The organism is Pseudooceanicola pacificus (assembly GCF_009789075.1).
GTDB lineage: Bacteria > Pseudomonadota > Alphaproteobacteria > Rhodobacterales > Rhodobacteraceae > Pseudooceanicola > Pseudooceanicola pacificus.
The window spans coordinates 86,081-107,835 of the sequence record NZ_WNXQ01000011.1; the positions used below are offsets into that span (position 1 = coordinate 86,081).

At 60.6% G+C, this 21,755-nt stretch carries 18 protein-coding genes and 3 pseudogenes; 11 read left to right on the plus strand and 10 right to left on the minus strand.

All coding sequences use genetic code 11. The features are described 5' to 3' along the window. Nucleotides 1-24: 24 nt before the first annotated feature. The 9 genes and pseudogenes from GLS40_RS15805 to GLS40_RS15845 form a co-directional block, all read right to left on the minus strand. Nucleotides 25-879: an SDR family oxidoreductase gene (locus GLS40_RS15805; protein ID WP_160383643.1), complete on the minus strand. Its 855-nt coding sequence runs from the start codon at nt 877-879 to the stop codon at nt 25-27. Nucleotides 880-984: 105 nt separating this feature from the next. Continuing rightward, nucleotides 985-2,151, minus strand: coding sequence for an acyl-CoA dehydrogenase family protein (locus GLS40_RS15810; protein ID WP_043753107.1), 1,167 nt, complete (start codon nt 2,149-2,151; stop codon nt 985-987). Next, entirely contained in the window at nt 2,148-3,359 is a 1,212-nt protein-coding gene (locus GLS40_RS15815; protein ID WP_043753109.1) for a CaiB/BaiF CoA transferase family protein, read from the minus strand. Before GLS40_RS15815 ends, GLS40_RS15810 begins: the two co-directional genes overlap by 4 nt. A 123-nt stretch (nt 3,360-3,482) precedes the next feature. After that, nucleotides 3,483-3,902 (minus strand): annotated as a pseudogene (locus GLS40_RS18040) (IS66 family transposase); the annotation flags it as partial. A 202-nt stretch (nt 3,903-4,104) separates the two neighbouring features. Then, a complete protein-coding gene (locus tag GLS40_RS15825) occupies nt 4,105-7,185 on the minus strand; it encodes an efflux RND transporter permease subunit (RefSeq protein WP_081979666.1) in 3,081 nt (1,026 codons plus the stop codon). A gap of 27 nt (nt 7,186-7,212) precedes the next feature. Continuing rightward, nucleotides 7,213-8,316, minus strand: a complete 1,104-nt coding sequence (locus GLS40_RS15830; RefSeq protein ID WP_229737778.1) for an efflux RND transporter periplasmic adaptor subunit — start codon at nt 8,314-8,316, stop codon at nt 7,213-7,215. Between the two features lie 31 nt (nt 8,317-8,347). Further along, nucleotides 8,348-8,899, minus strand: coding sequence for a TetR/AcrR family transcriptional regulator (locus GLS40_RS18235; protein WP_229737777.1), 552 nt, complete (start codon nt 8,897-8,899; stop codon nt 8,348-8,350). 67 nt (nt 8,900-8,966) lie between these two features. After that, nucleotides 8,967-9,575, minus strand: coding sequence for a TetR/AcrR family transcriptional regulator (locus GLS40_RS15840; RefSeq protein ID WP_043753118.1), 609 nt, complete (start codon nt 9,573-9,575; stop codon nt 8,967-8,969). A gap of 237 nt (nt 9,576-9,812) precedes the next feature. Then, nucleotides 9,813-10,166 (minus strand): winged helix-turn-helix transcriptional regulator, encoded by a 354-nt coding sequence (locus GLS40_RS15845; protein WP_229737775.1) that lies wholly within the window; start codon nt 10,164-10,166, stop codon nt 9,813-9,815. A gap of 133 nt (nt 10,167-10,299) precedes the next feature. On the opposite strand from GLS40_RS15845, the gene GLS40_RS15850 reads away from it, so the two are divergent. The 10 genes and pseudogenes from GLS40_RS15850 (at nt 10,300) to GLS40_RS15895 (ending at nt 20,621) form a co-directional block, all read left to right on the plus strand. Next, entirely contained in the window at nt 10,300-10,707 is a 408-nt protein-coding gene (locus GLS40_RS15850) for a DoxX family protein (RefSeq protein ID WP_043753122.1), read from the plus strand. Nucleotides 10,708-10,773: 66 nt separating this feature from the next. Further along, nucleotides 10,774-11,589, plus strand: a complete 816-nt coding sequence (locus GLS40_RS15855) for a DODA-type extradiol aromatic ring-opening family dioxygenase (protein WP_043753124.1) — start codon at nt 10,774-10,776, stop codon at nt 11,587-11,589. Nucleotides 11,590-11,597: 8 nt separating this feature from the next. After that, nucleotides 11,598-12,095: a luciferase domain-containing protein gene (locus tag GLS40_RS15860; protein ID WP_043753126.1), complete on the plus strand. Its 498-nt coding sequence runs from the start codon at nt 11,598-11,600 to the stop codon at nt 12,093-12,095. A 42-nt stretch (nt 12,096-12,137) separates the two neighbouring features. Next, nucleotides 12,138-13,040 (plus strand): SDR family oxidoreductase, encoded by a 903-nt coding sequence (locus GLS40_RS15865; RefSeq protein WP_043753128.1) that lies wholly within the window; start codon nt 12,138-12,140, stop codon nt 13,038-13,040. After that, nucleotides 13,040-13,687 carry a glutathione S-transferase family protein gene (locus tag GLS40_RS15870; protein WP_048534191.1) on the plus strand — a complete coding sequence of 216 codons (648 nt, stop codon included), beginning with the start codon at nt 13,040-13,042 and terminating at the stop codon, nt 13,685-13,687. The genes GLS40_RS15865 and GLS40_RS15870 overlap by 1 nt, the downstream gene beginning before the upstream one ends. A 233-nt stretch (nt 13,688-13,920) precedes the next feature. After that, a complete protein-coding gene (locus GLS40_RS15875) occupies nt 13,921-15,132 on the plus strand; it encodes an IS256 family transposase (RefSeq protein WP_043753130.1) in 1,212 nt (403 codons plus the stop codon). Between the two features lie 54 nt (nt 15,133-15,186). Further along, a pseudogene (locus GLS40_RS15880) lies at nt 15,187-15,699 on the plus strand (IS3 family transposase); the annotation flags it as partial. Between the two features lie 45 nt (nt 15,700-15,744). Then, nucleotides 15,745-18,367, plus strand: a pseudogene (locus GLS40_RS15885) (strawberry notch family protein); the annotation flags it as partial. Continuing rightward, a complete protein-coding gene (locus GLS40_RS15890) occupies nt 18,364-19,410 on the plus strand; it encodes a DUF7146 domain-containing protein (protein ID WP_160383644.1) in 1,047 nt (348 codons plus the stop codon). The pseudogene GLS40_RS15885 and the gene GLS40_RS15890, both read left to right, overlap by 4 nt. Nucleotides 19,411-19,709: 299 nt before the next feature. After that, a complete protein-coding gene (locus GLS40_RS15895; protein WP_160383645.1) occupies nt 19,710-20,621 on the plus strand; it encodes a DUF2493 domain-containing protein in 912 nt (303 codons plus the stop codon). A 107-nt stretch (nt 20,622-20,728) separates the two neighbouring features. Here GLS40_RS15895 and GLS40_RS15900 read toward each other — a convergent pair whose 3' ends face one another. Then, nucleotides 20,729-20,926, minus strand: coding sequence for a hypothetical protein (locus GLS40_RS15900; protein ID WP_043753136.1), 198 nt, complete (start codon nt 20,924-20,926; stop codon nt 20,729-20,731). A 78-nt stretch (nt 20,927-21,004) separates the two neighbouring features. Between GLS40_RS15900 and GLS40_RS15905 the strand changes: the two genes are divergently transcribed. Then, complete coding sequence (locus GLS40_RS15905; protein WP_052418460.1) at nt 21,005-21,604, plus strand: TetR/AcrR family transcriptional regulator; 600 nt, start codon at nt 21,005-21,007, stop codon at nt 21,602-21,604. Nucleotides 21,605-21,755: the final 151 nt, after the last annotated feature.

Here is a 21,755-nt window from a genome sequence, read left to right on the forward strand (position 1 = left end):
TCCCCCTAAGGTTCATGGCCAACATCAGGTAATCCGGAAGTAGTCCGGCCGCCCCGTTGGCCATGGATCCCCCCACAATTGCTGCCCACCGTCGATGTTCAGAACTTCTCCGGTTACGAATTTCCCTGAATTCGCCGCCATATAGACAACCCCTTCAGCGACATCCCATTCGTCCCCGGCGTGCCGCATCGGGTTGGAGTCCTGAAAGGTCGCAGAACCCTCCGGAGGGTAGTTCCCGAAACCGTTGCTTTCGCAGCAACCCGGCGCCACGCAGTTCACTCGGATACCGTGCGGGGCCGACTCCACCGCAACCGACTTGGACAGGTAAACTACCCCTGCCCGGGCCGCACAGGTATGCGCGATGCCGGGCATGCCGCGCCAGATATCGGCCACGATGTTGACGATGGAGCCCGATTGCTTGTTGGCAACCCAGTGGCGCGCCGTGGATTGCATCATCCACCACGTGCCGTTCAGGTTGGTGTCTATGACCGCATTCCAGCCCTTTGGACTAAACTCCAACGCTGCTTGCGGAAACTGACCCCCAGCATTGTTCACCAATACGTCAATCGCCCCGAACTCCTGGTTCGTCTTGGCGACAAAATCCTCGACCTGCTCAGGCTCCCGGATGGTCATAGGCACAGCGAAGACTTTACCCCCGAAACTTTCGAGGAACTCCCTCGCCAAAGCCAGTTTCTCTTCGTTGCGTCCATTGATCGCCAGATTGGCCCCGAGCCTCGCGAACAGGGTCGCAATTGCCAGCCCCAATCCGCCTCCAGCGCCGGTCACCACAACAGTTTTGCCGGTGAATAAACCGCATGCGTAAACGGTTGCACGTTTTGATAGGTCCTCCCTCGAAGACCCAAACTGCGTCTTATTCATGACGCCTCCTCCCATTCCCCATTAGGGGCAGTTGCCAGCAATCTAACGAGTGTTAGAAAATTGGTCAAGACAACTTTTCCCACCAGCCCCGCCCGTTATCTCCGATCAGTAAGACTTTGGAAGTCCAAGGGCTTTTTCTGCTATGAACGACAGAAGCATCTGCGGTGTCACCGGTACGATGCGGAACAGCAGAGCTTCACGTACCAGTCGCTCCACGTGATATTCCTTAGCATATCCGAATCCGCCAAACGTAATTTGCGCGGCTTCGGTCGCCTCGACCGCGGCGTCGGCGGCCAAAAGCTTGGCGGCGTTCGCCTCGACGCCGCAGGGTTCTCCCGCATCGTAGAGGGCTGCAGCGTGCATCACCATGAGATTGGCAGATTCCACTCGCGCCCAGGCTTTGGCGAGTGGATGCTGAACCCCCTGATTTTGGCCGATCGGGCGGTCAAAAATCACACGTTCGTTTGCATAATGCGCCGCTCGCGCCAGTGCGTTGCGCGCAATACCGATGCATTCACCGGCCACCAGGATGCGTTCGGGATTCAACCCGTGCAAAATTTGCCTAAAGCCTTTGCCCTCCTCCCCGATCAGGTCCTCAGCCGGAATCGGCAATCCATCGATGAAGACTTCGTTCGAATCGACAGCCTTTCGACCCATCTTTTCGATCTCTCGCACGTCAACGAAATTTCGGTCGAGATCTGTATAGAACAGGCTCAGCCCTTCGGTCGGGCTGCTCACATCCTCTAGCCGCGTTGTTCTGGCCAGAAGCAACATCTTGTCCGCCACCTGCGCGGTAGAAATCCAGACTTTTTGTCCGTGCACGACATATCTGTCCCCCTGCCGCACCGCCATGGTCTTCAGCTTTGTGGTGTCTAACCCGATCGTCGGTTCGGTTACGGCGAAACAGGCCTTTTCATCGCCTGCTATTAGAGGGCCAAGCATACGCGCGCGCTGCTCATCGGTCCCAAACTTCACCACCGGGTTGAGCCCGAAAATGTTCATGTGGATGGCCGAGGCTCCGCTTGCGCCGGCCCCCGACTCGGCAATTGCCTGCATCATTATGGTCGCCTCGGTGATCCCCAGACCCGCGCCGCCGACAACTTCTGGCATGGCGATACCTAGCCAGCCGCCATCGGCCATTGCCCTGTGCAGATCATGGGGAAAACCACCGTTGCGATCCCGATCCAGCCAATAGTCGTCGTCGAACCCTGCGCAAATCCGCAGAATCTGGTCGCGAATCTCTTGTTGGTCGGCGGTCAATCGAAATGTCATAGCGCGCGCCCTCCCTCCAATCTTACGAGCCCAGCCTCACATAGGGCAGCGATCCGCTTATCGTTAAAACCAAGATCACGCAGAATGCTTTGGCTGTCTGCGCTAGGCGGTCGTCCCAGCCAACGAAGCTGACCGGGCGTCGCGCTGAGATGAGGGACCGGACCAATGACCTGGGTCTGTTCGCCGTCGACCGACACGATGTCCCCACGATGGCGTATCTGCTCGTTCGTCATGATCTCTTCGACGCTCAACACACGCGAGGCAACCGCATCATGGCGGGCGAATACCGCTTCCACTTCCTTAGCCGTGTGCTGCGTGACGAAATCATTGATCGCGTCAAAGACCACCGTCATGTGCCGCGACATCTCGCCCAATGTCGCGAACCGCGGGTCATCGGCGAGGGCATCGCCTCCGACCGCCCGCAACAGGCGCTGCGCGGTTTCCGCGCTCCCTGCCGAAACGCTCAGCCACACCCCATCGGACGTTCGGAACATCCCCCCCGGAGCAAAGTCCATCGGCTGGCGCAGCCCATTGCGTCGCGGCGAGAGGTTCGCGCCAGTCAATGCGGGAACAGGATAATCCATCAACCGAAGCAGGGCCTCGAATACTGCAATATCGACGACCTGACCGCGTGCTATCCCCTTTTCGCGAGCAAATAGCGCGATCATGATTCCCAAAGCGCCCATTAGCCCTGTCGTGCTGTCAGCCGCCGGAAAGCCGGGGTGCATCGGCGGCCCGTCGGGAAAACCGGTCAGATGCGCTAATCCACTCATGGCCTCCGCAGCACGCCCAAACGCTGGCAGGTCGCGCATCGGACCGTCCTGTCCGTAACCTGAAACCCGCAAGACAACCAAGTCCGGGTTCCAATCGTGCAAGACGTCTGGCCCAACACCGGCACGTTCCAGCACACCCGGTCGGAAATTCTCGATCAGCACGTCGGCATCTTCGACCAACTTTCGCAGGATGTCCCGGCCCTCGTCGGACTTCCAGTCCAGACCTAGTGTTTTCTTGTTACGGCCCAAAGTCTTCCACCAGACGCCCACCCCATCCTCTGCCTTGGGTCCAAGGTCGCGCATCATATCCGTCCGGTTGGGGGCTTCGATCTTGATGACATCTGCACCAAAATCCGAGAGTAAAGCTGCCGCAAGTGGTCCGGCAATTACGTGACCAAGTTCTATAATCTTCAGTTGATCAAGGGGTCCAGACATCTGCACTTTCGACTTTGCTAATTTTCTAATGATTGTTCGATTCCTAGCAAAGGCGAAGTCGGACCTCAAGATTCAAAGGTAATCACCTCCCCGAAAACGTAACCGCCCGGTTGTTACCATGGATCAGATCATTGGCGTCCTGTTCCATGGAAGCGGTTCGTTGAGCGGGTTGGTCATGTGATTGTGGATGCGGTCGAGGATTTCGGCCAGCCAGGCTGGCGGATAGAGGCCGTTCATCTTGGCTGTCTCGACAAGGGACATCGCCCAGGACAGCGTTTCGCCACCGCTGTCGGAGCCTGCAAAAAGCCAGTTCTTTCGCCCGACGCTGATCGGGCGCATGACGCGCTCGGCGGTGTTGTCGATGCCGACGCGGCCATCTCCAAGGAAGAGCTCGAATGACGGCCAGCAGCTGAGACCATAGCGGAAGGCCTTCGCGAGATCGCCCTTGCCGGGAATGCGTCGCAGTTGGGCCTCGGTCCATGCCTTGAAGGCCTAGACCATGGAGCGGGAGTGCGCCTGGCGTGCTGCCAGCCGCAGTTCCGCTGTCTTTTTTGCCCACCCGAACTATGGCCTGCCGTGCGTTCTTTCAGGCCTGTGGGACGAAGCGCTCGTCTTTGGCGGCACCGAAGTGGCTCCGACATTCGGCGGTTTTCTCGAAGGCGCGCTTGAGGCGACGGAACATGCCTACACCGTCCTTAAGACGGGTCGAGGGCGCTCAGAGAAACGCTTATAACTGCATCTGCGTTCAGGCTGTCGCTGGGGAACCTGAAGGAGCGGTTTCTTGTTTAGGCGGCTTGATCAAGAAGAACAGCGCATACAATACCGGCACCGCGACCAGTGTCAGGATCGAGGCGAACGCGAGGCCACCCATGACTGTGACAGCCATCGATGCGAAGAAGGCGTCTGATATGAGCGGAATCATACCGAAAATCGTTGTGCCCGCAGCCAGCGCGACGGGCCTCAAACGGCTGACCGAGCCATCGATCAACGCCTGATAGTCCTCGACACCTTCGGCGCGTTGCTGATCGATTTCTTCCACCAGCACAATGGCATTCTTCATCAGCATCCCGGAAAGGGACAAGAAGCCGAGAAGCGCCGTGAACGTGAACGGTAGCCCAGTGAACAGCAGACCAAGAACCATCCCCGTGACCGACATCGGAACCACGAGCCACAGGATCAGTGGCTGGCGCACTTTGTTGAACATCAGGATCGAAATTGTCAGCATTACCAGAAAGCCCAAGGGAAGCTGTTTGCCGAGACTTGCCTGCGCTTCTCCAGCGCTTTCGAACTCGCCACCCCATTCCATCGTGTAGCCTTCGGGAAGCCGAATGGCTTCGATATCAGAGCGGACACTGCGAAAGGCCTCATCTGCTGTCAGGTCGCCGCCTGCGCCGCCGAGGACCGTTATCGTACGCTCACGGTCGCGGCGGTGGATAAGGGCCTCGACGAGGCGGGGCTCAAAGCCGGAGACGAGGTTGGCCATCGGCACATAGCCATTTGCACCCGGCGACCAGACGGAGAGATCGCGCAAACGATCCAGCCCGTCGCGCTCGACCTCGGGAAGCCGCAGATACATCGGGATTTCGGCATCGCCTTCGCGCAGGGTGCCGACCCGCAAGCCCGAGGTGCCGTATTGCACGGTGTCGGCGATCGAAGCGCGAGTCGCACCGGCCAACCGCATGCGAGCCTCGTCGACGATGGGTTCGACGAGAATTTCGCGCTGCCGCCAGTCTGTGCGCGGGTTTGTGATCGTGCCGGCCTCGTCGAAGATCGCAAGCGCGTTATCCGATAGCTGCCGAAGGACCACCGGATCGGGTCCGGAAAATCGCACGGCGACATCGGCCCCGGCAGGAGGACCGAAGACGATCTCCTCGACGCGGATAAGAGGATTGGAGAATTGCGCCGGCAGTTCGCGATTGAGACGCGCCGCAACATCGGGGATGAGTGTGGCATCGGTCGCACGCACGATCAGCTGACCGTAGCTCGCATCGGCCTGCTCAGGGTTGTAGGTCAGCATGAAGCGGCTGGCCCCTCGCCCGACAAGCGTCGTCACGTCTGTCACGATCTCCTCGCCTAAGATGATCGCCTCCAGCCGAGCGATTTCTTCATTCGTGACTCGAATGTCCGTGCCTTGCGGCATCTGGAATTCGACGTAGAATATCGGTGTGTTCGACGCCGGAAAAAAAGCCTGCTTGACCTGGCCGAAGGCCATGACCGACCAGACCGTGATTCCGGCGATCGTCAGGACGACGAGCACGCGGGCGCGCAGCGCCATCCAGAGGAAACCGCGATAGGCCGAATAGATGAGGCCGCCATAGGGATCCTTGGAAATGTCTTTCGGTGCCCTCAGAAGAAGCTTCCCGAGATAGGGTGTGACGGTTACGGCGAGGATCCAGCTCATCAGCAACGAAATCGCGATAACCGCGAACAGCGAGAACAGAAATTCGCCGGTGGCATCTGGCGACAATCCAATTCCAGAGAACGCCATGATCCCGATCACGGTGGCCCCAAGCAGAGGAAACGATGTCGCGGTCTCGGTATCGGCGGCGGCGTCTTCGGCGGACTTGCCCCGCGCCATGCCAATCAGCATGCCTTCGGCGATCACGATGGCGTTGTCGACCAGCATACCCATGGCGATGATCAGTGCCCCGAGACTGATCCGTTCCATCTCGATGCCGAAGACAGACATGAAAAACAGCGTGGAAAACACCGTTAGGCCCAGGGTGGCACCCACGACCAAACCCGCGCGCCAACCCATGGTCAGCATCAGCGCCCCGATGACGATGGCCACGGATTGACCGAGGCCGACGAGAAAGCTCGAGACCGCTTCGTCGACGACCTTATGCTGTTCATAGATCGGTACGATCTCGACGCCGTCCGGCAATTCGGTCTTCAGCTGGTCCAGCCGTGCCTCGACCGATCTGCCGACCTCGACAACGTTGCGGTCCACGAGCGCCGAGACCCCGAGGGTGAAGGCCCGCGTGCCATTGTGACGCACGATCTGGCTCGGCCGCTCTGTCTCCTCTCGGACCACGCGAGCGATGTCGTAGAGCGCAATCTGCCCGACCTCTCCGGGGGCGCCGAGCCGCAGCGCCTCTATGCCCTCGACGCTGACATAACCCGGCGGAACGGACACGCCCAGCCGAGACAGCCCTTCGCTGATCTCGCCGTTGGAGAAAACCTGGTTTTCGTCGGCGATGATACCGAGGATCTGGTCCGGTGGCAGGCCCAGTTCGGTCAGGCGCGCCGAAGGGATCGAAATGATGATCTCCTCTTCAGCCAGCCCCTGAACCTCGATCTTGGCCACCCCGTCGACGGTGACAAAGCCGCGCCGCAGTTTAGTCGCGAGGTCTCGCTGTTCCGAGGCGCTCAACCCATCGGCCGTCACAGCGTAGAACATGCCGTAGACGTCGCCGAAATCGTCATTGATGATCGGAGACTGCGCACCGGAGGGGAGCTCTCTTTCGATGTCGCGGATGCGGCGGCGCATTTCGTCCCAGACCTGTGGGATCTCGTCGGGCCCATAGGTCATCTCGATCTCGACCGTGATCTGGGCCATGCCCGGCATGGATTTCGATTCCACCCGGTCGAGCTGCTTCATCTGTTGGAGTGCGCTTTCCACGACATCGGTGACTTCCTCTTCCACCTCCATCGCCGTCGCGCCCGGATAGGGCACGAAAACGAGCGCCGTCTTGAGCGTGAAACTCGGGTCTTCGAGGCGTCCGACCGTGTTCAGCCCCCACAAACCGCCGAGAAGGCAAAAGATAATTGCCAGCCAAACGGCGACCGGACGTCGGATGCTTGCGCGGGAAATACTCATTGTCATGGTTTCGGTTTTCCGGTCCAGGATCGTTCAGAGGCCGCGAACCGCGACTGTTTCGTTTTCCTTCAGGCGCCACCACCCGCCGGACACAACCAGTTCGTCTCCGGAGAGCCCCTCAAGCACGACGATTTCGTCGTCGTTCGGCAGCCCCAGGCGGATCGTCTTACGGGACACCCGGCCGGTCCCCTCGTCATACAGCCAGATGGACGGCTCGCTCCGGCTCGTCGTGTCGATCGCTGAGACCGGGACGACTACCAACCGCGATTGCGCACCCTCCGCGGCGGCGGCTACGCGCACATTCGCCGTCATTCCGGGCAGCAATCTCGGGTCGATGGCGCCCTCGATTGCAAGCTCGAAGTCATAGGTTTGGGCTGTGGGGTCTGCATCGGTCACGAATGTCCGCAGATACAGAGTTGCGTCATATCCCGGCACAGCGGGGAAAGAGGCGGTTACCCTGAATGCATCGGGCTGGGCCCGTGCGATCGCGGCGAGTTCCTCGGGCAGCGAAATCCGCACCCGCATTTCACTGATGTCCTGCAACCTGGCAATCGGAGCCGCAGGGGTGACGTTCGAAAACTCCTCCAGAAAGATGCGCGCGACAATGGCCTCGAAGGGCGCCGCGATCGTGGCTTGAGCCAGACGACGCTTCGCTTCACGGAGGGCGACTTCTGCCTGGGCAAGCTGCGCGCGGTTCGTTTCAAGTCGGGCGTCGGTCGCCACCCCCCTCTCGGTCAGACTCAACGCACGATCGTATTCGGATTTTGCGAGGTCGAAAGAGGCCTGTGCCCGGTCCAGAGCCAATTCGAAATCGACCGGGTCGAGCGCGGCGATTAAATCGCCTTTCTCGACCCGAGTCCCAGCATCTACCGCGAGGTCGGAAAGCTGACCCGAAACCTGAAAGGCAATATCCACGGTCCGGGCGGGCTCCACGCGGCCTGCCAGGCTGCGCGCCCTATCGCTATCGCGAAGCTCGGCACGCGATACTTCGACCGTGACCGGTTGGGCCATGTCTTGCTCGGCGCTCCCTTGCGCATCGGCACCGGAAACCTCATCCGTAGTCTGCGCGAAGACCTTGGATGCGAGGTTCGGGCCGAATTGCACGAGAAGGACAATGGCGAGAAGGAGGGCGACCAATCCGGCGACACCTCCTCGGAAGTATCTGGTTCTATTCGAGCTCATCGATCATGTCCTTGAATCTGTCGATGGTGGCGTCTTGCTGATCGGCATCACCATCCGCGAGGCGAAGGAGCCTCTGGAAACGAAGACCCTGGATCGCCAAAAAGAGAACCATCGCCGCAGTGTCGTCCTGCGCGTCCGAACGGATGCGCTCGACATCACGGGACAGTTCTTTTCTCAGCGGGTCCAGAAGATTCGGATCCGACGCCGAAACCGCGAGAATAGCCATCGAAAGGTCATCATCGGTGCTTCCGGCTTGCAGAACTGTCTCGAGATGACCGCGCAGGGTGCGGGAACTGTGCCCTTCCGGGACCGACGCCAGACGTTCGCGGTGCTCCGCGAGCATTTCGTCGAGCAGCCCGGCCAGAAGCGCTTTCTTGGTGGGGAAGTTGTACAACACCCCACCCTTGCTGAGGCCGGATTCCCGAGCGACGGCGTCGATCGTGATCTTTCCCGCGCCTTCTCGCAGCGCAATCGCCCGCGCAGCGCCGAGAATCTTCGGCGAGGCGTTCTTCGGTTGCTTTTCCACTTGTGCAGTCACCCTGTACCGTCCGGTCGGTTAAGTCATTGGGCGAGCTAATGCGCTGCCCCGTATTTGGCAAGCGAGCTCAATCTGAAAATTTGTCTCTGTGGCCGCTACCGTAAAGTCGCAGGAATGCAGCGACCGCTTCGCGCGCATGTTGCTCGCGGTGGACAGCTCGTTTCACTGCGAGAAGGCGCGGCATAAGTAGCCCCGAAACGCAAAGGTGTATGAAGTGATCGGACGCGCGCCGGTCGTCATCGACATCGAGCGCGCCTTCGCGCGTAAGGCGCTCCAGAATCCTACCGACGAGTTCGCGAGCAGGTTTCGGGCCTGCGCGAAAATAAACCTCACCCACTTCGGGCAGTGCCTCGGAGGCGCCAACGCACGTTCGCAGGAGACGGATGTAGGTGTCGTCCAAGGTGAGGTCGACCATGCGAAGGGCGAGTTCTTCCAACTGGGCGCGCGGCTCCAAAGACGCGATCAAGGGCCGGAGGATTTCGTCCGCAAGCCGACCGCATTCGGATTCAACCACGCTCAGGAACAGTTGCTCCTTGGTCGGGTAATACGAATACATGGTTGCCTTCGACACTTTTCCTTCAGCGGCAATCGCATCGACCGTGGCTCCTTCGTAACCGCATCGGAAGAAAACCTCGCGCGCACCAATCATGACGTCGGCCATTTTTCTCACGGGCATCTCGTTCTCTCTATCCCAGGCAGGACTAGGCGGTTACAAGCTTTACTGTACCGTCTAGTGAGTATAGTAGATAGAAGTTGATTTAGCAGCAAAGCGTAAAGCTGTGCGGATCTACCCCACCAAGCGCCGCTTGGCGGCTTTTTCTAGCGCCGTTTTCAATTCGTCATGAGCTTCGGGTCTGATTCTGCCTGAGTTGTTCTCGGGCGCGGGATTATCCCGCGAACAGGAGGGGTACCGTCATTCTGCCGCGCTTGCGGTCCCGACAAAGGCACCCTCGGCCTCCCAGCGGCGTGCGATCGAGCCAAGCTTGTCCAGCACGCCGCGCAGTTCCGCGCCGCGCTCAGTCAGCCCGTAGGTGACAGCGGGTGGGATGGTCATGGCCTGCTCGCGCCATACAACGCCAGCATGTTCCAGCATTCTCAGCCTCTCGGTCAGGACCCGGGTGGAAATGCCGGGCACCAAACGCTTGAGCGCGCCGAAACGCTGCGGTCCCTGCTCGGACAGAACCCAGAGTATATAGATCGTCCAAGGGCCTGTGATGACACGCAGAAGCGCCTCCATCGGGCATGAGGGGGGCTGGACGCTCTTCATCGTGGATTATCCTCGCGGTTAAAGTAATCTAGTTACTTTTAAGTGCCTACTTTCACGAGCGATGCAAGACACCTAAAGGTACTTAGAGCGGAAACTGCGGCTGAACAAGCCCTTGCAAACAGGGAGTGCGGTGATGAGTGACAACGTGGCAAAGTATGTCTACTGGATCGCGACCGGCCTTGTGGCGCTGGTCTATCTGGGTGCGGCGACTTTCTACATCTCATCCCACGATATGGTCGCGGGCATGTATCGCGAGGTGTTGAGCTATCCCACATACATCATCTGGCCGCTCGCGATTTTGAAGATTGTCGGCGCGGTGGTGATTCTTTGGCGCCCTTCGGCGATGCTGGCGGACTGGGCTTACGCGGCGATGTTCTGGCATCTGGTGTTGGCGTTCGGGGCGCATGTGGGCGCGGGCGATCCAGGCTGGCCACCGGCTCTTGCGACCTGGGTGCTCCTGATCGCCTCGTGGATGACAGCCAATCGCGTGCGTGCGGTAAAGTCGGCATATGCGCCGACGTTTCCGACAGAGACGAATTAATCCGATGCGGAGTTGCCACGGCGCTGGCCATCCACCCTCGGGCTTGGGGTTCAAAAGGACGACAGAATGACCGAAAGGCAGCCGACAGTGTTTGTTCCCCATGGAGGCGGCCCTTGCTTCTTCATGGACTGGAACCCGCCTGACACCTGGGACAGGCACCGCAGATTCCTTGAGGCTTTGCCTGCGAGCCTGCCGGCAAAGCCAAAGGCGCTTCTCGTGATCTCAGGCCATTGGGAGGAACGGGTGTTTACCGTGCAGACCAACTCCGCGCCGCCGCTGCTGTTCGACTATCAGGGGTTTCCCCCCCATACTTATCAGCTGACCTGGCCCGCGCTAGGCGATCCTACGCTGGCGGCCCGTGCAAGCGAGCTATTGAATGGCGCGGGTTTTGAAACCCGGGCCGACGCCACGCGTGGCTTCGATCATGGGGTGTTTGTTCCGCTAAAGGTGGCTTTGCCTGAGGCCGACTTACCTACCGTCCAACTGAGCCTGCGCGATGATCTCGACGCTGAGGCGCATCTTGCTGCTGGTCGCGCGTTGGCGCCCTTGCGAGACGAAGGTGTTCTGATCATCGGGTCCGGCAACACCTATCACAACATGGGCAAGATGATGCGGGCGATGAGGGGCGGACCCGATGGCCCGGTGAACGGCGGCGACTTTGACCGATGGCTCACGGGTGCGGTGACCCATGAAGACCCCGGGGCGCGCCGCGCCATGCTGGCTGCTTGGGATCGGGCACCCGGCGCACGCGACGCCAATCCGCGCGAGGAACATCTAATTCCATTGCACGTCGTGGCCGGCGCCGCGCTTGCGGATCGGGGGGAAAAGACCCTCGAGGATCACGTATTGGGCGCGGTCGAAAGCGCGTTCAGATTTGGATAGGACCAGATATGTGCTTCGAACTTCCTTTGCGGCAGGGTCCGCGCCCCGAAGCCACCGAGTGCGCCCCGCATGAGCAAGTGTCGCAGAACTCCTCGGCCGAGATTCACGCATTGTTCAAGCAGAAGGCCTTCGCCCTGCCCTTCGTCGAGCGTTGCCGATCGGGTATTTCGGTCCCCGGCGCCGAGGCATTAGTCCTGCCGCGGCCGCATGCCTGCGGCCCGCGCGAAGCCTTCATGATCGGACGCGAATTTGCGCATGTGCATCCCGCCTATGACGGTTCGTCGCACATGATGCTGCCGCTGCCGGCGATTGAGGAACTCATCGCGAAGGGATGGGGCGAACAGCACCCGATGGCCTCGGCCGGATACATCCCGGCCAATGCGATCATGGCCTTTGCTCCACGCGATGAGGCAGAGGTCGATGTGATGATCAAAATCCTGACCACAAGCTGGGGTTTCGCGCGCGGCAAGCTGGCGAATCCCGCCCCCACCCAAATCCACGATTGATCGCAAGCGCGCTTGCAGAAATATCAAGATAAGAGAGATACCATGTCCAACATCCAGAACGGCCCCTTCATCGTGACCGGCGCGTCCGGACAACTTGGCCGGCAGGTGGTCGACCTGCTGGTTCAGGCAGGTGCCGGGCCGGTCATCGCGATCTCGCGCACTCCCGACAAGCTTGCCGATCTGGCGGGAAAAAGAGTCGAGGCGCGCGAGGGCGATTTCAACGACCCGGCTTCTCTTGAAGCAGCCTTCGCGGGCGGCAAGCGTCTCCTCATCATCTCCACCGACGATCTGGAGCCGGGCAAGCGGCTCGCAGCTCATTCCAATGCGATTGCTGCGGCCAAGACGGTAGGTATCGACCACATCGTCTATACCTCCTTCGCAGGCCCAGTCGCGGAAAGTCCAATCGGATTCGCTCAAGACCACGAAGGGACCGAGAAGCTGATCACGGAAAGTGGGGCGGATCATTCGATCCTGCGCAACAATATGTACACCGACTTTCTGTTGATGGGCGGCCAGCAGAGCGTCGCCATGGGCACGCATTTCTCCGCCGCAGCAGATGGCAAGACCGGATATGTGACACGCGCGGATTGCGCCCGTGCCGCAGCCGCGGCGCTAATGAAAGCTACGGGAAGGAAGACCCTCGATATCACCGGGCCGGAGACGGTCAGCCAGGCCGAGGTCGCGGCGATCTTGTCCGAAATTGCGGGTAAGGAAATCCCCTATGTCGCCCTGCCCGCCGAGGATCTGGTGCAGGCGATGATCGCAAATGGACTGCCGGAGTTCATGGCGAGGGTCTTTGCCTCCTTCGACGAAGCAATCGCGCAGGGCTATCTCGATGTGGCCAGCGGCGATCTCGAATCGCTCACCGGCAAGCCCGGACAGTCGGTGGCCGATTTCCTGGCCGCTAACCGCGCGGCGCTTCTTCAGGCGCCGCAGGAACAATAATGCTGGAAAATGTCATGAGGCTTTACAACGCGAACTTCTCACCGAATGCGCTGCGTGTACGGGCGGTGGCGCACGAACTGGGCGTGGAACTCGAAATCGTCGAGGTCGACATCCGTGCCGGGGACAACCGCGCGGCGGAATTTCTTGCCCGCAATTCAAATGCAAAGGTGCCTGTTTTGGAGGACGGGAATTTCGTGCTCTGGGAGTCCCGGGCGATCTGTGCCTATCTGGCCGGGATCCGGCCCGAGGCAGGGCTCTATCCTGATGGCCTCAAGACGCGGGCCCTCGTCGATCAGTGGGCCTGGTGGCAAGCCATCCACCTTGGCCCGGCGATGCAGAAGTTGTCCTTTGAGCTGTTCCTCAAAGAGAAATTCGGCATGGGCGATCCTGATCCTACTGTGGTCGAAGTGGAACGGAAAGCCACCGATCAGTTCCTTGCCGTTCTGGAAACCGGACTCGACGATAAGGATTGGATTGCAGGCGCACTCAGCCTTGCCGACTTCTATCTGGCGACCACATTCATGTATCGCGACCAAGCGGGGATTTCGCTGGACGAATTCCCCAGAATCGCGGGCTGGATCGGCCGGCTTGAAGCGCGTGACAGCTGGCAGAAGGCCGTAGCACCGCTTCTTGCGCTCTTCGCCTGACATCGCGCTCGCCGCGATGATTGAACGATCTGCATCACGTCCGGCGATCGGCCCGCTATCAGATTTAGACATGAAGCAGTGTCCCAACGGTTGGTGTAATGCCCGCCGGTAGCGCGGGCTGAGCGGAGCCTTCGCGTAGCGAAGCGAGGCCCGCGTGGGTCGCTTGGCGGCCACGGTTGTTCTTCGGCTAAGGTTCGGTTTGCCGACCTGACCGATGACCGAGGAGATCAACCGTGACCAAAGACAGCCTATCAGAGACCGCAGCCTTGCGCGCGCTTTTGTCGGAGACGTCCGACACCCACCTGCTGGCCGAGATGCTCGGGTTTGTTGCCGACCGGCTCATGGCGCTGGATGTCGACCAGCTCTGCGGCGCCGGCGCGCACGAACGCAGCGACGACCGTGTGAACCGCCGGAACGGATACCGGTCCCGGGCCTGGGAGACGCGTGCAGGCCGGGTCGATGTGAAGATCCCGAAGCTGCGCAAGGGCCGCTATTTTCCCGAGTTCCTGGAGCCGCGCCGGGCGGCGGAGAAGGCGATGACGGCGGTCATTCAGGAGGCCTATGTCCAAGGCCTGTCGACCCGCTCGGTGGACGACCTCGTCAGGGCGATGGGCATGACCGGCGTGTCGAAAAGCCAGGTCTCGCGGCTCTGCGGCGAGATCGACGAACGGGTCGACGCGTTCCTGAACCGCCCGCTGGAAGGCGAATGGCCCTACCTGTGGCTCGACGCTACCTACATCAAGGTGCGCCGCGGCGGCCGGATCGTCAGTGTCGCGGCCATAGTGGCCGTGGCGGTCAACCTGGACGGCCGCCGCGAGGTCTTGGGCATCGCCGTCCAGCCCAGCGAGGCGGAGGTCTTTTGGGACGAGTTCCTGCGCTCTCTCGCGGATCGCGGCCTGCGCGGCAACCGTCTGATCATCGCCGACGATCACAAGGGCCTGAAGGCTGCAGCCGCCAAGGTGCTCGGCGCGACCGTCCAGCGCTGTCGCGTGCATTTCATGCGCAATGCGCTAGCCTGCGTCGGCAAGAAGGACCGCCCGATCGTCACCGCGGCGCTCCGGACCGCCTTCGACCAGGACACGCTCGCGGCCTCGAAAGACCACTGGACCAAGCTGATCGACGCGTTCGAACCACGCCATCCAAAGCTCGCCGAGTTGATGCGCCGTGCCGAAGAGGACGTCCTGGCCTACAAGGGCTTCCCCAAGGATCATTGGCCGAAAATCCATTCGACGAATCCGCTTGAGCGCTTGAATAAAGAGATCAAGCGCCGGACCAACGTCGTCGGAATCTTTCCGAACGAGGCCGCGGTGACGCGTCTGGTCGGAGCGCTGATGCTGGAGCAAAACGATGAGTGGGCGATCACGCGGCGCTACATGACACTGGAAACCGTCGCCGCCATTTGCGACACTGACCCCATGGACCCGGCGAAGATCGCCGCCCTGTAACTGCGGCCAAGCCAAGGCCGAAGAGCAAAGTTACACCATTTCCCGGGACACTATCAGCTCTGGGTGTCAGATTTCACCTATGTCTCAAGCTGGCAAGGGATGGTCTACGTCGCTTTCGTCATCGACGTCTTTGCCCGCAAGATTGTCGGCTGGCGCGTGGCGACTTCAATGACCACAGGCTTTGTTCTCGACGCCCTGAACCAGGCCATCTGCCAGCGGGCGCCGTCCGGGGCAGACAAGCTGATCCATCATTCGGATCGCGGATCGCAATACCTGTCGATCAAGTACACTGAGCGTCTGGCTGAGGCCGGCATCGACACGTCTGTCGGCAGCGTCGGGGATTCTTATGATAACGCCCTGACTGAAAGCATCATCGGCCTGTTCAAGACCGAGGTCATCAACTTCCTCGGCCCATGGAAGTCGGTCGGACAAGTCGAATGGGAAACGCTGAAGTGGGTCTCCTGGTACAACACCGAGCGCCTCCACAGCGCCATCGGATATGTCACGCCACAAGAAGCAGAGGAGGCATTCTTCGCAGACTTGAGCGCCACTGAGAAAGCGGCATAACTATTGAACCTCAAACTCTCCGGTAAACCCGGGGCGGTTCAGTCCGAAGGCATCCTCTTTGTCACTTACGCGACTCTGCGTTCCGCCGAACGCGAAGGGAAGGCGTCGCGGCTCGACCAGGTGACGTCCTGGCTGGGCGAAGGGTTCGACGGGGTTATCGCTTTCGACGAAAGCCACGCCATGGCGAATGCCGCCGGCGAAAAGTCCGATCGCGGCGACAAAAAGGCGTCGCAGCAAGGTCTTGCCGGCCTCGCGCTGCAAAATGCCGTGCCAGATGCCCGCGTCCTCTATGTCTCGGCCACCGGCGCCACTGTGGTCGGCAATCTCGCCTATGCCACCCGCCTCGGGCTTTGGGGCACCGGGGATTTCCCCTTCGTGGCGCGGGCCGAATTTGTCGCCGCGATGGAGGCCGGGGGTATTGCCGCAATGGAGATGATCTCGCGCGACCTGAAAGCGCTCGGGCTGTATCTGGCACGCTCGCTCTCCTATGCCGGGGTCGAATACGAGATGCTGGTGCATGAGCTGACCCCCGCCCAGGTCGCGATCTACGACAGTTACGCCGATGCCTATCAGATCATCCACAACAACCTCGAGGCGGCCCTTCATGCCTCGGGTATTTCCTCCGAGACTGGAACTTTGAACGCTCAGGCAAAATCCGCCGCCCGCTCGGCCTTTGAGAGCAACAAGCAGCGTTTCTTCAACCATCTCATCACCGCAATGAAATGCCCCTCGCTGATCCGCGCGATCGAGGTGGACCTGGCGGCGGGGCATTCCGCGGTCATTCAGGTGGTCTCGACCAGCGAAGCGGTGATGGAACGGCGCCTCGAGGATATCCCGCCCTCGGAATGGGACGATCTTCAGGTCGACTTCACGCCGCGGGAGGCGGTCATGGAATATTTGATGCACAGCTTCCCGACGCAGTTCTTCGAGCCCTTCACCGACGAGAATGGCGATCTGCGTTCGCGCCCCGCTGTCGATGCGAGTGGCAACCCCATCATCTGCCGCGAGGCGGAGCGGCGGCGGGACGATCTGATCGAACATCTGGGCGCGCTCGCCCCGGTGCAGGGCGCGCTCGACCAGATCCTCTGGCATTTCGGCGGGGACGCGGTGGCCGAGGTCACGGGGCGCAAGCGGCGCATCGTGAAAACCCTTGAAGGGCGGCTCAAGGTCGAAAACCGCCCTGCCTCCTCCAACCTCGGAGAAACCCAAGCCTTCATGGATGATGCCAAGCGCATACTGATCTTCTCCGATGCGGGCGGTACGGGGCGCAGTTACCACGCCGATCTTGGAGCGAAGAACCAACGGCTGAGGGTGCATTACCTGCTTGAGCCTGGTTGGAAGGCCGATAATGCAATCCAGGGGCTTGGGCGCACCAGCCGCACCAATCAGGCGCAGCCGCCGCTCTTTCGCCCCGTCGCGACCAATGTGAAGGGCGAAAAGCGGTTTCTTTCCACCATCGCGCGGCGTCTCGACACGCTCGGGGCCATCACCAAGGGGCAGCGCGAGACTGGCGGGCAGAACATGTTCCGTGCCGAAGACAACCTCGAAAGCCCCTATGCCCGCGCGGCGCTGCGGCAGTTCTTCTACAAGCTGCGCGCGGGCAAGATCGAGGCTTGCTCCTACGCAAAGTTCCAGGAGATGACCGGGCTGACGCTTGATGAGGCGGATGGGACGATGAAGGAGACCCTGCCTCCGATCCAGCAGTTCCTGAACCGCTGTCTCGCGCTCCGGATCGACATGCAGGACGCGATCTTCGAGGCCTTTGGCACCTTCCTTTCGGCCATCATTGAGGACGCGCGCCAGGCAGGCACGCTCGATGTGGGCCTCGAGACGCTCAAGGCAGAGAAATTCGAGATCGTGGACCGGAAGATGATCTTCGACGGGTGCGACGGCCACTGCCCTGACCGTGGAGCGCACCGATAGGAACGATCCGCTGACCGTGCCCCGGGTCAAGACGATCTGCGCAGGCACGGAGGGTGCGACGCTTTGCTGGAACAAGACGTCAAAGCGCGCGGCGCTGATGGTCAAGGCGCCGGCCTTCATGGACGAGGATGGTGTTCCGATCCTGCGGGTGAAACTCCTGCGGCCCATGGCCACCGAAATCCTCGCGCTCAGCGAGTTTTTGACCTCGTACTGGGAAGAGATCGATGACGCGATGTTCGAGCACCTTTGGCAGACCGAGGTCGACGCTGTGCCGGAGTTCACCACCTCGAAGATCACGCTGATCTGCGGGCTTCTCCTGCCGATCTGGGACCGGCTACCTGCCAACAACATGCGCATCTATCGCCTGCAAACCGAAGACGGGGAACGCGCCATCGGCCGTCTGGTCAGCCAGGAACAGCTCTCGAACGTCTACGCGCGCCTTGGGCTCAACTGCCAGATCGAGATGTCGCCGCAGGAGGTGCTCGCGGCCGTGATGGACGCCAGGACGACCCTGAACCTCCTCGGCGGTTACCAGCTGCGCAGGTCGCTCGTCATGGGGCAGCCGAGGTGTGAGCTGATCGGCGCGTCCGGTGCGGCCCTGCCCGCACTGAAAGCCATGGGCTGCTTCACCGAGGTTATCCAGTGGAAGACGCGGGTGTTCATCCCGGTGGACGGTACTGACGTGCTGGCGCGGGTGCTCGCCGAGCATCCAGTTGGCGCAAGCGTCGCAGATGCTGCCGCATGAACCCGCGGCGCAGCATCGCAGACCTCTCGGCCGATCTTGCAGACCAGGCCGAGAGTTTCTGCCGCCAGTATTTCCCCGAGGGACGCAAGCAGGGCAATTATTGGCAGGTCGGTGACACATCGGGAGCAAAGGGACAGAGTCTCGCGATCCGACTGCAGGCGGAAAGCGGGCGCAAGGCCGGGTCCTGGCAAGATTTCGCGACGGGTGAATTTGGCGACTTGATCGACCTGCTGCAAGAACGGCTTGGTTCGGTGACACTCAAGGAAACCCTAAGGGAGGCCCGGTCCTTTCTCGGCGAGGCCCCCTGCCCTGCCGTAACTCGTGAAACCCAAAGGGCTGAGCGCCACGATACTGCCTCCAGCAAACGCATTGCGCGGGCGCGCAAGCTCTTTGCGGCTGGCAAGCCAGTTCTTGGCACCTTGGCCGCCACCTATCTGCAAGGGTGCGGCATCACGCGCCTCGGTCCCGCGCTCCGCTATCATCCGCGGGTCTTCCTACGTCAGGGCGAGGACGATCCTGATCTGGCAACAAGGTCCCCTGCCCTGCTCACAAAGATCACGGACAATCGGGGCCAGATCACCGGATGTGCGCTGTTCTATCTCGACCCGTCCACCGGCGTTTTGGCCGAAATCGAGAGCCCGAAACGGATCCTCGGGCAACTGCATGGCCACGCCATCCGCTTCTGGTCCGGCAAGGCGCGCTCTGATCTCATCGTCGGCGAAGGTCTCGAGAATACCCTCTCGGTCGGCACGGCTCTCCCGGAGTTCGACCTCGCGTCTTGTCTCACTGCCACCCATCTCGGGCTCTTCATCCCGCCGCCGGGGATCAAACCTATCTGGATCGCACGGGACAATGACGAAGCTGGTCGCTATGCATCTATGAGATTGCGTAACCAACTGGAATCGCTTGGAATTGCCTGTGGTGATCTCGTGCCAAGTATGGGCGATTTCAACGACGATCTGCGGGCTTTTGGCAAGGATGCGCTGCGACGGTCTCTTCTCAAGGCAATGAAGGCGCAAGGTCTGGAGATCGAGCACGGGTGAGCGCCTGTCTCCACTCGTGATGACCGAGGGGGCAAAGGTTCCGCGGGCTCGATCTGATCCCGCTTGGATAAGGGGAGCGATGGACCAGCGGGTCGGGGCTGAGTGCCCCTCGCCCGGGCAGCAACGCGCCCCGCGCCAGAAAATTCCCCTGCCCCTTCAGGGCATTCCTCGCGGGAACAATTTTCCGGCGCGCGGCGCATTCTCCGCTGCGCTGCGATCCTGACGGATGCGGCCCGGTCGCCGCCGGTCCTGATATCGCCCCATCCAAATCGGGTCAGATCAATCAGAGGAACCAGACAATGCCCCATCAGACAGACATCCAAGAGGAAACCGGCGTGACCTCCGCCATCCTCGACCACCTGGCACTTCACGGCGCAACGCCGGGGGCCGGCGAGACCGATCATCGCCCCCTGCCCCAGCCAGATGAGGTCGAACTCGCCATGGCGACCCTCTTTGATACCACCATCGGCCTCCTCACCGGCAGCCAGTTGGAAGACAATCTCGAAGAGATGCTCTGGTCCCTGACCTCGATTTTCCATCGCCGGCTGACCCATATCCAGAAGCTTCTCGACGACAACGAATTCGAGGTCCGGGAAATTCTGGCCATCCAGGACGGCTCCGAGGTCGCCTCGGTCGAACTCGAGCGCCTCCAGGTGATCGGGCTCACGCTCTGGGATCACCGCGACGCTTTCGAGCAGATGCGCGATCTCGCCGTGGACCACTTCTCGGCCGCCACGGGCTCGCCTTGGCTCCCGCGCACCGGATCCAAGGTCTCCCATCGTGGTCTCACCTCCGCCGTGGTGGACAGCCGGGCCTATCTCTCAGCCAAGCGCCGTAAGGAAACCGAAGTGCATTGCCCCGAAGGCACGCGGATCGCCTTCTCTGGCGGCGACTATCAGGCCTACGACCTGATCTGGTCCGTCCTCGATGCCACCCTTGCGAAATACCCCGACATGGTGCTGCTGCACGGCGGTACGCCCAAGGGCGCCGAGATGATTGCGGCCCGCTGGGCAGATACCCGAGGTGTCACCCAGGTGGTCTTCAAACCCGACTGGAAAAGCCACGGCAAGGCCGCCCCTTTCAAGCGCAACGACAAGATGCTCGAGACCATACCGCAGGGTCTGATTGCCACGCCCGGTTCGGGCATCACAGAGAACATCGTCGACAAGGCCCGCAAGCTCGGAATCCGCATCAAGAGGATCGGGGCTTAGGCCCCGGTTCGATCTCGGCTTGGATCAAGGAAGCAACCTTTGGCCCTGTTTTCGCGAATAGGCAGCAATGCGGGACTTTGCTGCCGTTCGCTGTGTCTCTGCGAATGTCAGCTCTGGGTCCGGCGGGTCAACTTCATCAATCGCGGCTGTTGCCACATCGCAATCCCGCTCAACGCGATAATCGGAAATACGCCCAACTGGATCATTGCCTGAAACGCTGCATTGCCGCTTAACGTTGGACTGTAGACGTATGCGCCAATTAAGAGCCCGGCGACCAAATGGACGTATCGAAGTGGTTTGCGCATCTACATGCTCCTTCTTGCGTTGTCGGAGGGTAGTTGATATTGTCATTGTCAATATAACTTCAAATTGACAGCGTCAATATGCCGAAGACAAAAAACTATCATCGCGGTGATGTGAAAACCGAGTTGATCAATGCCGCCGTGGAAGCGCTTAAGACGCAATCGTTTCAAGCGGTAAGCATGCGCAAGTTGGCGAGTGCGATCGGCGTAAGCCACAACGCGCCATACATGCACTTCAAAGATAAAGAAGCGCTATGGCTAGCGATCTCGGATCACGGCTTTGAAATGCTGAGCAACGAGATCACCCGGGAGATCGCCACACATTCGACTTGGAGGGACCGGCTGGAAGCAGGCTGCAGGGCCTATGTAAGGTTCGCCGAAAGGAATCGAGAATACATGCTCGTGATGTTCCGCCCAGCAACCCCGGGTAATGTTCGAGCGCTTTCTCCAAAAGGCGCGGAAGCCCTAGACTTATTGACACTTGAAATTGCCGCCGGGGGAGCGTCCGGCCAAATCGAACTCACAGAGCCCGCAAAACTTGCGGTATTGCTCTGGATAATGCTCCACGGTCTGACGATGGCGAAACTTCAAATCGGCGGCGAGCGCGGTCCGCTGCTGGAAATCGCCGGTGACGACCATATCGGTTGGATGTTGGACAAGGTGCTTGCAACGGAAAAATGAGAAGCGGCCATTAGCTACCTCTGCAACATCTGAGCTACTCCCCATCTCTTGGACAGGATCTGGCGTAAATTAAGCTACTCGTTGCACCTGCTGATCGGGTTGGTTGATATCATTTCTTTGCCAATAGACCAGCGCGGGAGGTTGGCCGCCC

Bases quoted from the DNA above. Each gene is read 5' to 3' on its own strand.
- GLS40_RS15805 (WP_160383643.1), bottom strand. From the start codon at position 879: ATGAATAAGACGCAGTTTGGGTCTTCGAGGGAGGACCTATCAAAACGT.
- GLS40_RS15810 (WP_043753107.1), bottom strand. From the start codon at position 2,151: ATGACATTTCGATTGACCGCCGACCAACAAGAGATTCGCGACCAGATT.
- GLS40_RS15815 (WP_043753109.1), bottom strand. From the start codon at position 3,359: ATGTCTGGACCCCTTGATCAACTGAAGATTATAGAACTTGGTCACGTA.
- GLS40_RS15825 (WP_081979666.1), bottom strand. From the start codon at position 7,185: ATGACAATGAGTATTTCCCGCGCAAGCATCCGACGTCCGGTCGCCGTT.
- GLS40_RS15840 (WP_043753118.1), bottom strand. From the start codon at position 9,575: ATGCCCGTGAGAAAAATGGCCGACGTCATGATTGGTGCGCGCGAGGTT.
- GLS40_RS15845 (WP_229737775.1), bottom strand. From the start codon at position 10,166: ATGAAGAGCGTCCAGCCCCCCTCATGCCCGATGGAGGCGCTTCTGCGT.
- GLS40_RS15850 (WP_043753122.1), top strand. From the start codon at position 10,300: ATGAGTGACAACGTGGCAAAGTATGTCTACTGGATCGCGACCGGCCTT.
- GLS40_RS15855 (WP_043753124.1), top strand. From the start codon at position 10,774: ATGACCGAAAGGCAGCCGACAGTGTTTGTTCCCCATGGAGGCGGCCCT.
- GLS40_RS15860 (WP_043753126.1), top strand. From the start codon at position 11,598: ATGTGCTTCGAACTTCCTTTGCGGCAGGGTCCGCGCCCCGAAGCCACC.
- GLS40_RS15865 (WP_043753128.1), top strand. From the start codon at position 12,138: ATGTCCAACATCCAGAACGGCCCCTTCATCGTGACCGGCGCGTCCGGA.
- GLS40_RS15870 (WP_048534191.1), top strand. From the start codon at position 13,040: ATGCTGGAAAATGTCATGAGGCTTTACAACGCGAACTTCTCACCGAAT.
- GLS40_RS15890 (WP_160383644.1), top strand. From the start codon at position 18,364: ATGAACCCGCGGCGCAGCATCGCAGACCTCTCGGCCGATCTTGCAGAC.
- GLS40_RS15895 (WP_160383645.1), top strand. From the start codon at position 19,710: ATGCCCCATCAGACAGACATCCAAGAGGAAACCGGCGTGACCTCCGCC.
- GLS40_RS15900 (WP_043753136.1), bottom strand. From the start codon at position 20,926: ATGCGCAAACCACTTCGATACGTCCATTTGGTCGCCGGGCTCTTAATT.
- GLS40_RS15905 (WP_052418460.1), top strand. From the start codon at position 21,005: ATGCCGAAGACAAAAAACTATCATCGCGGTGATGTGAAAACCGAGTTG.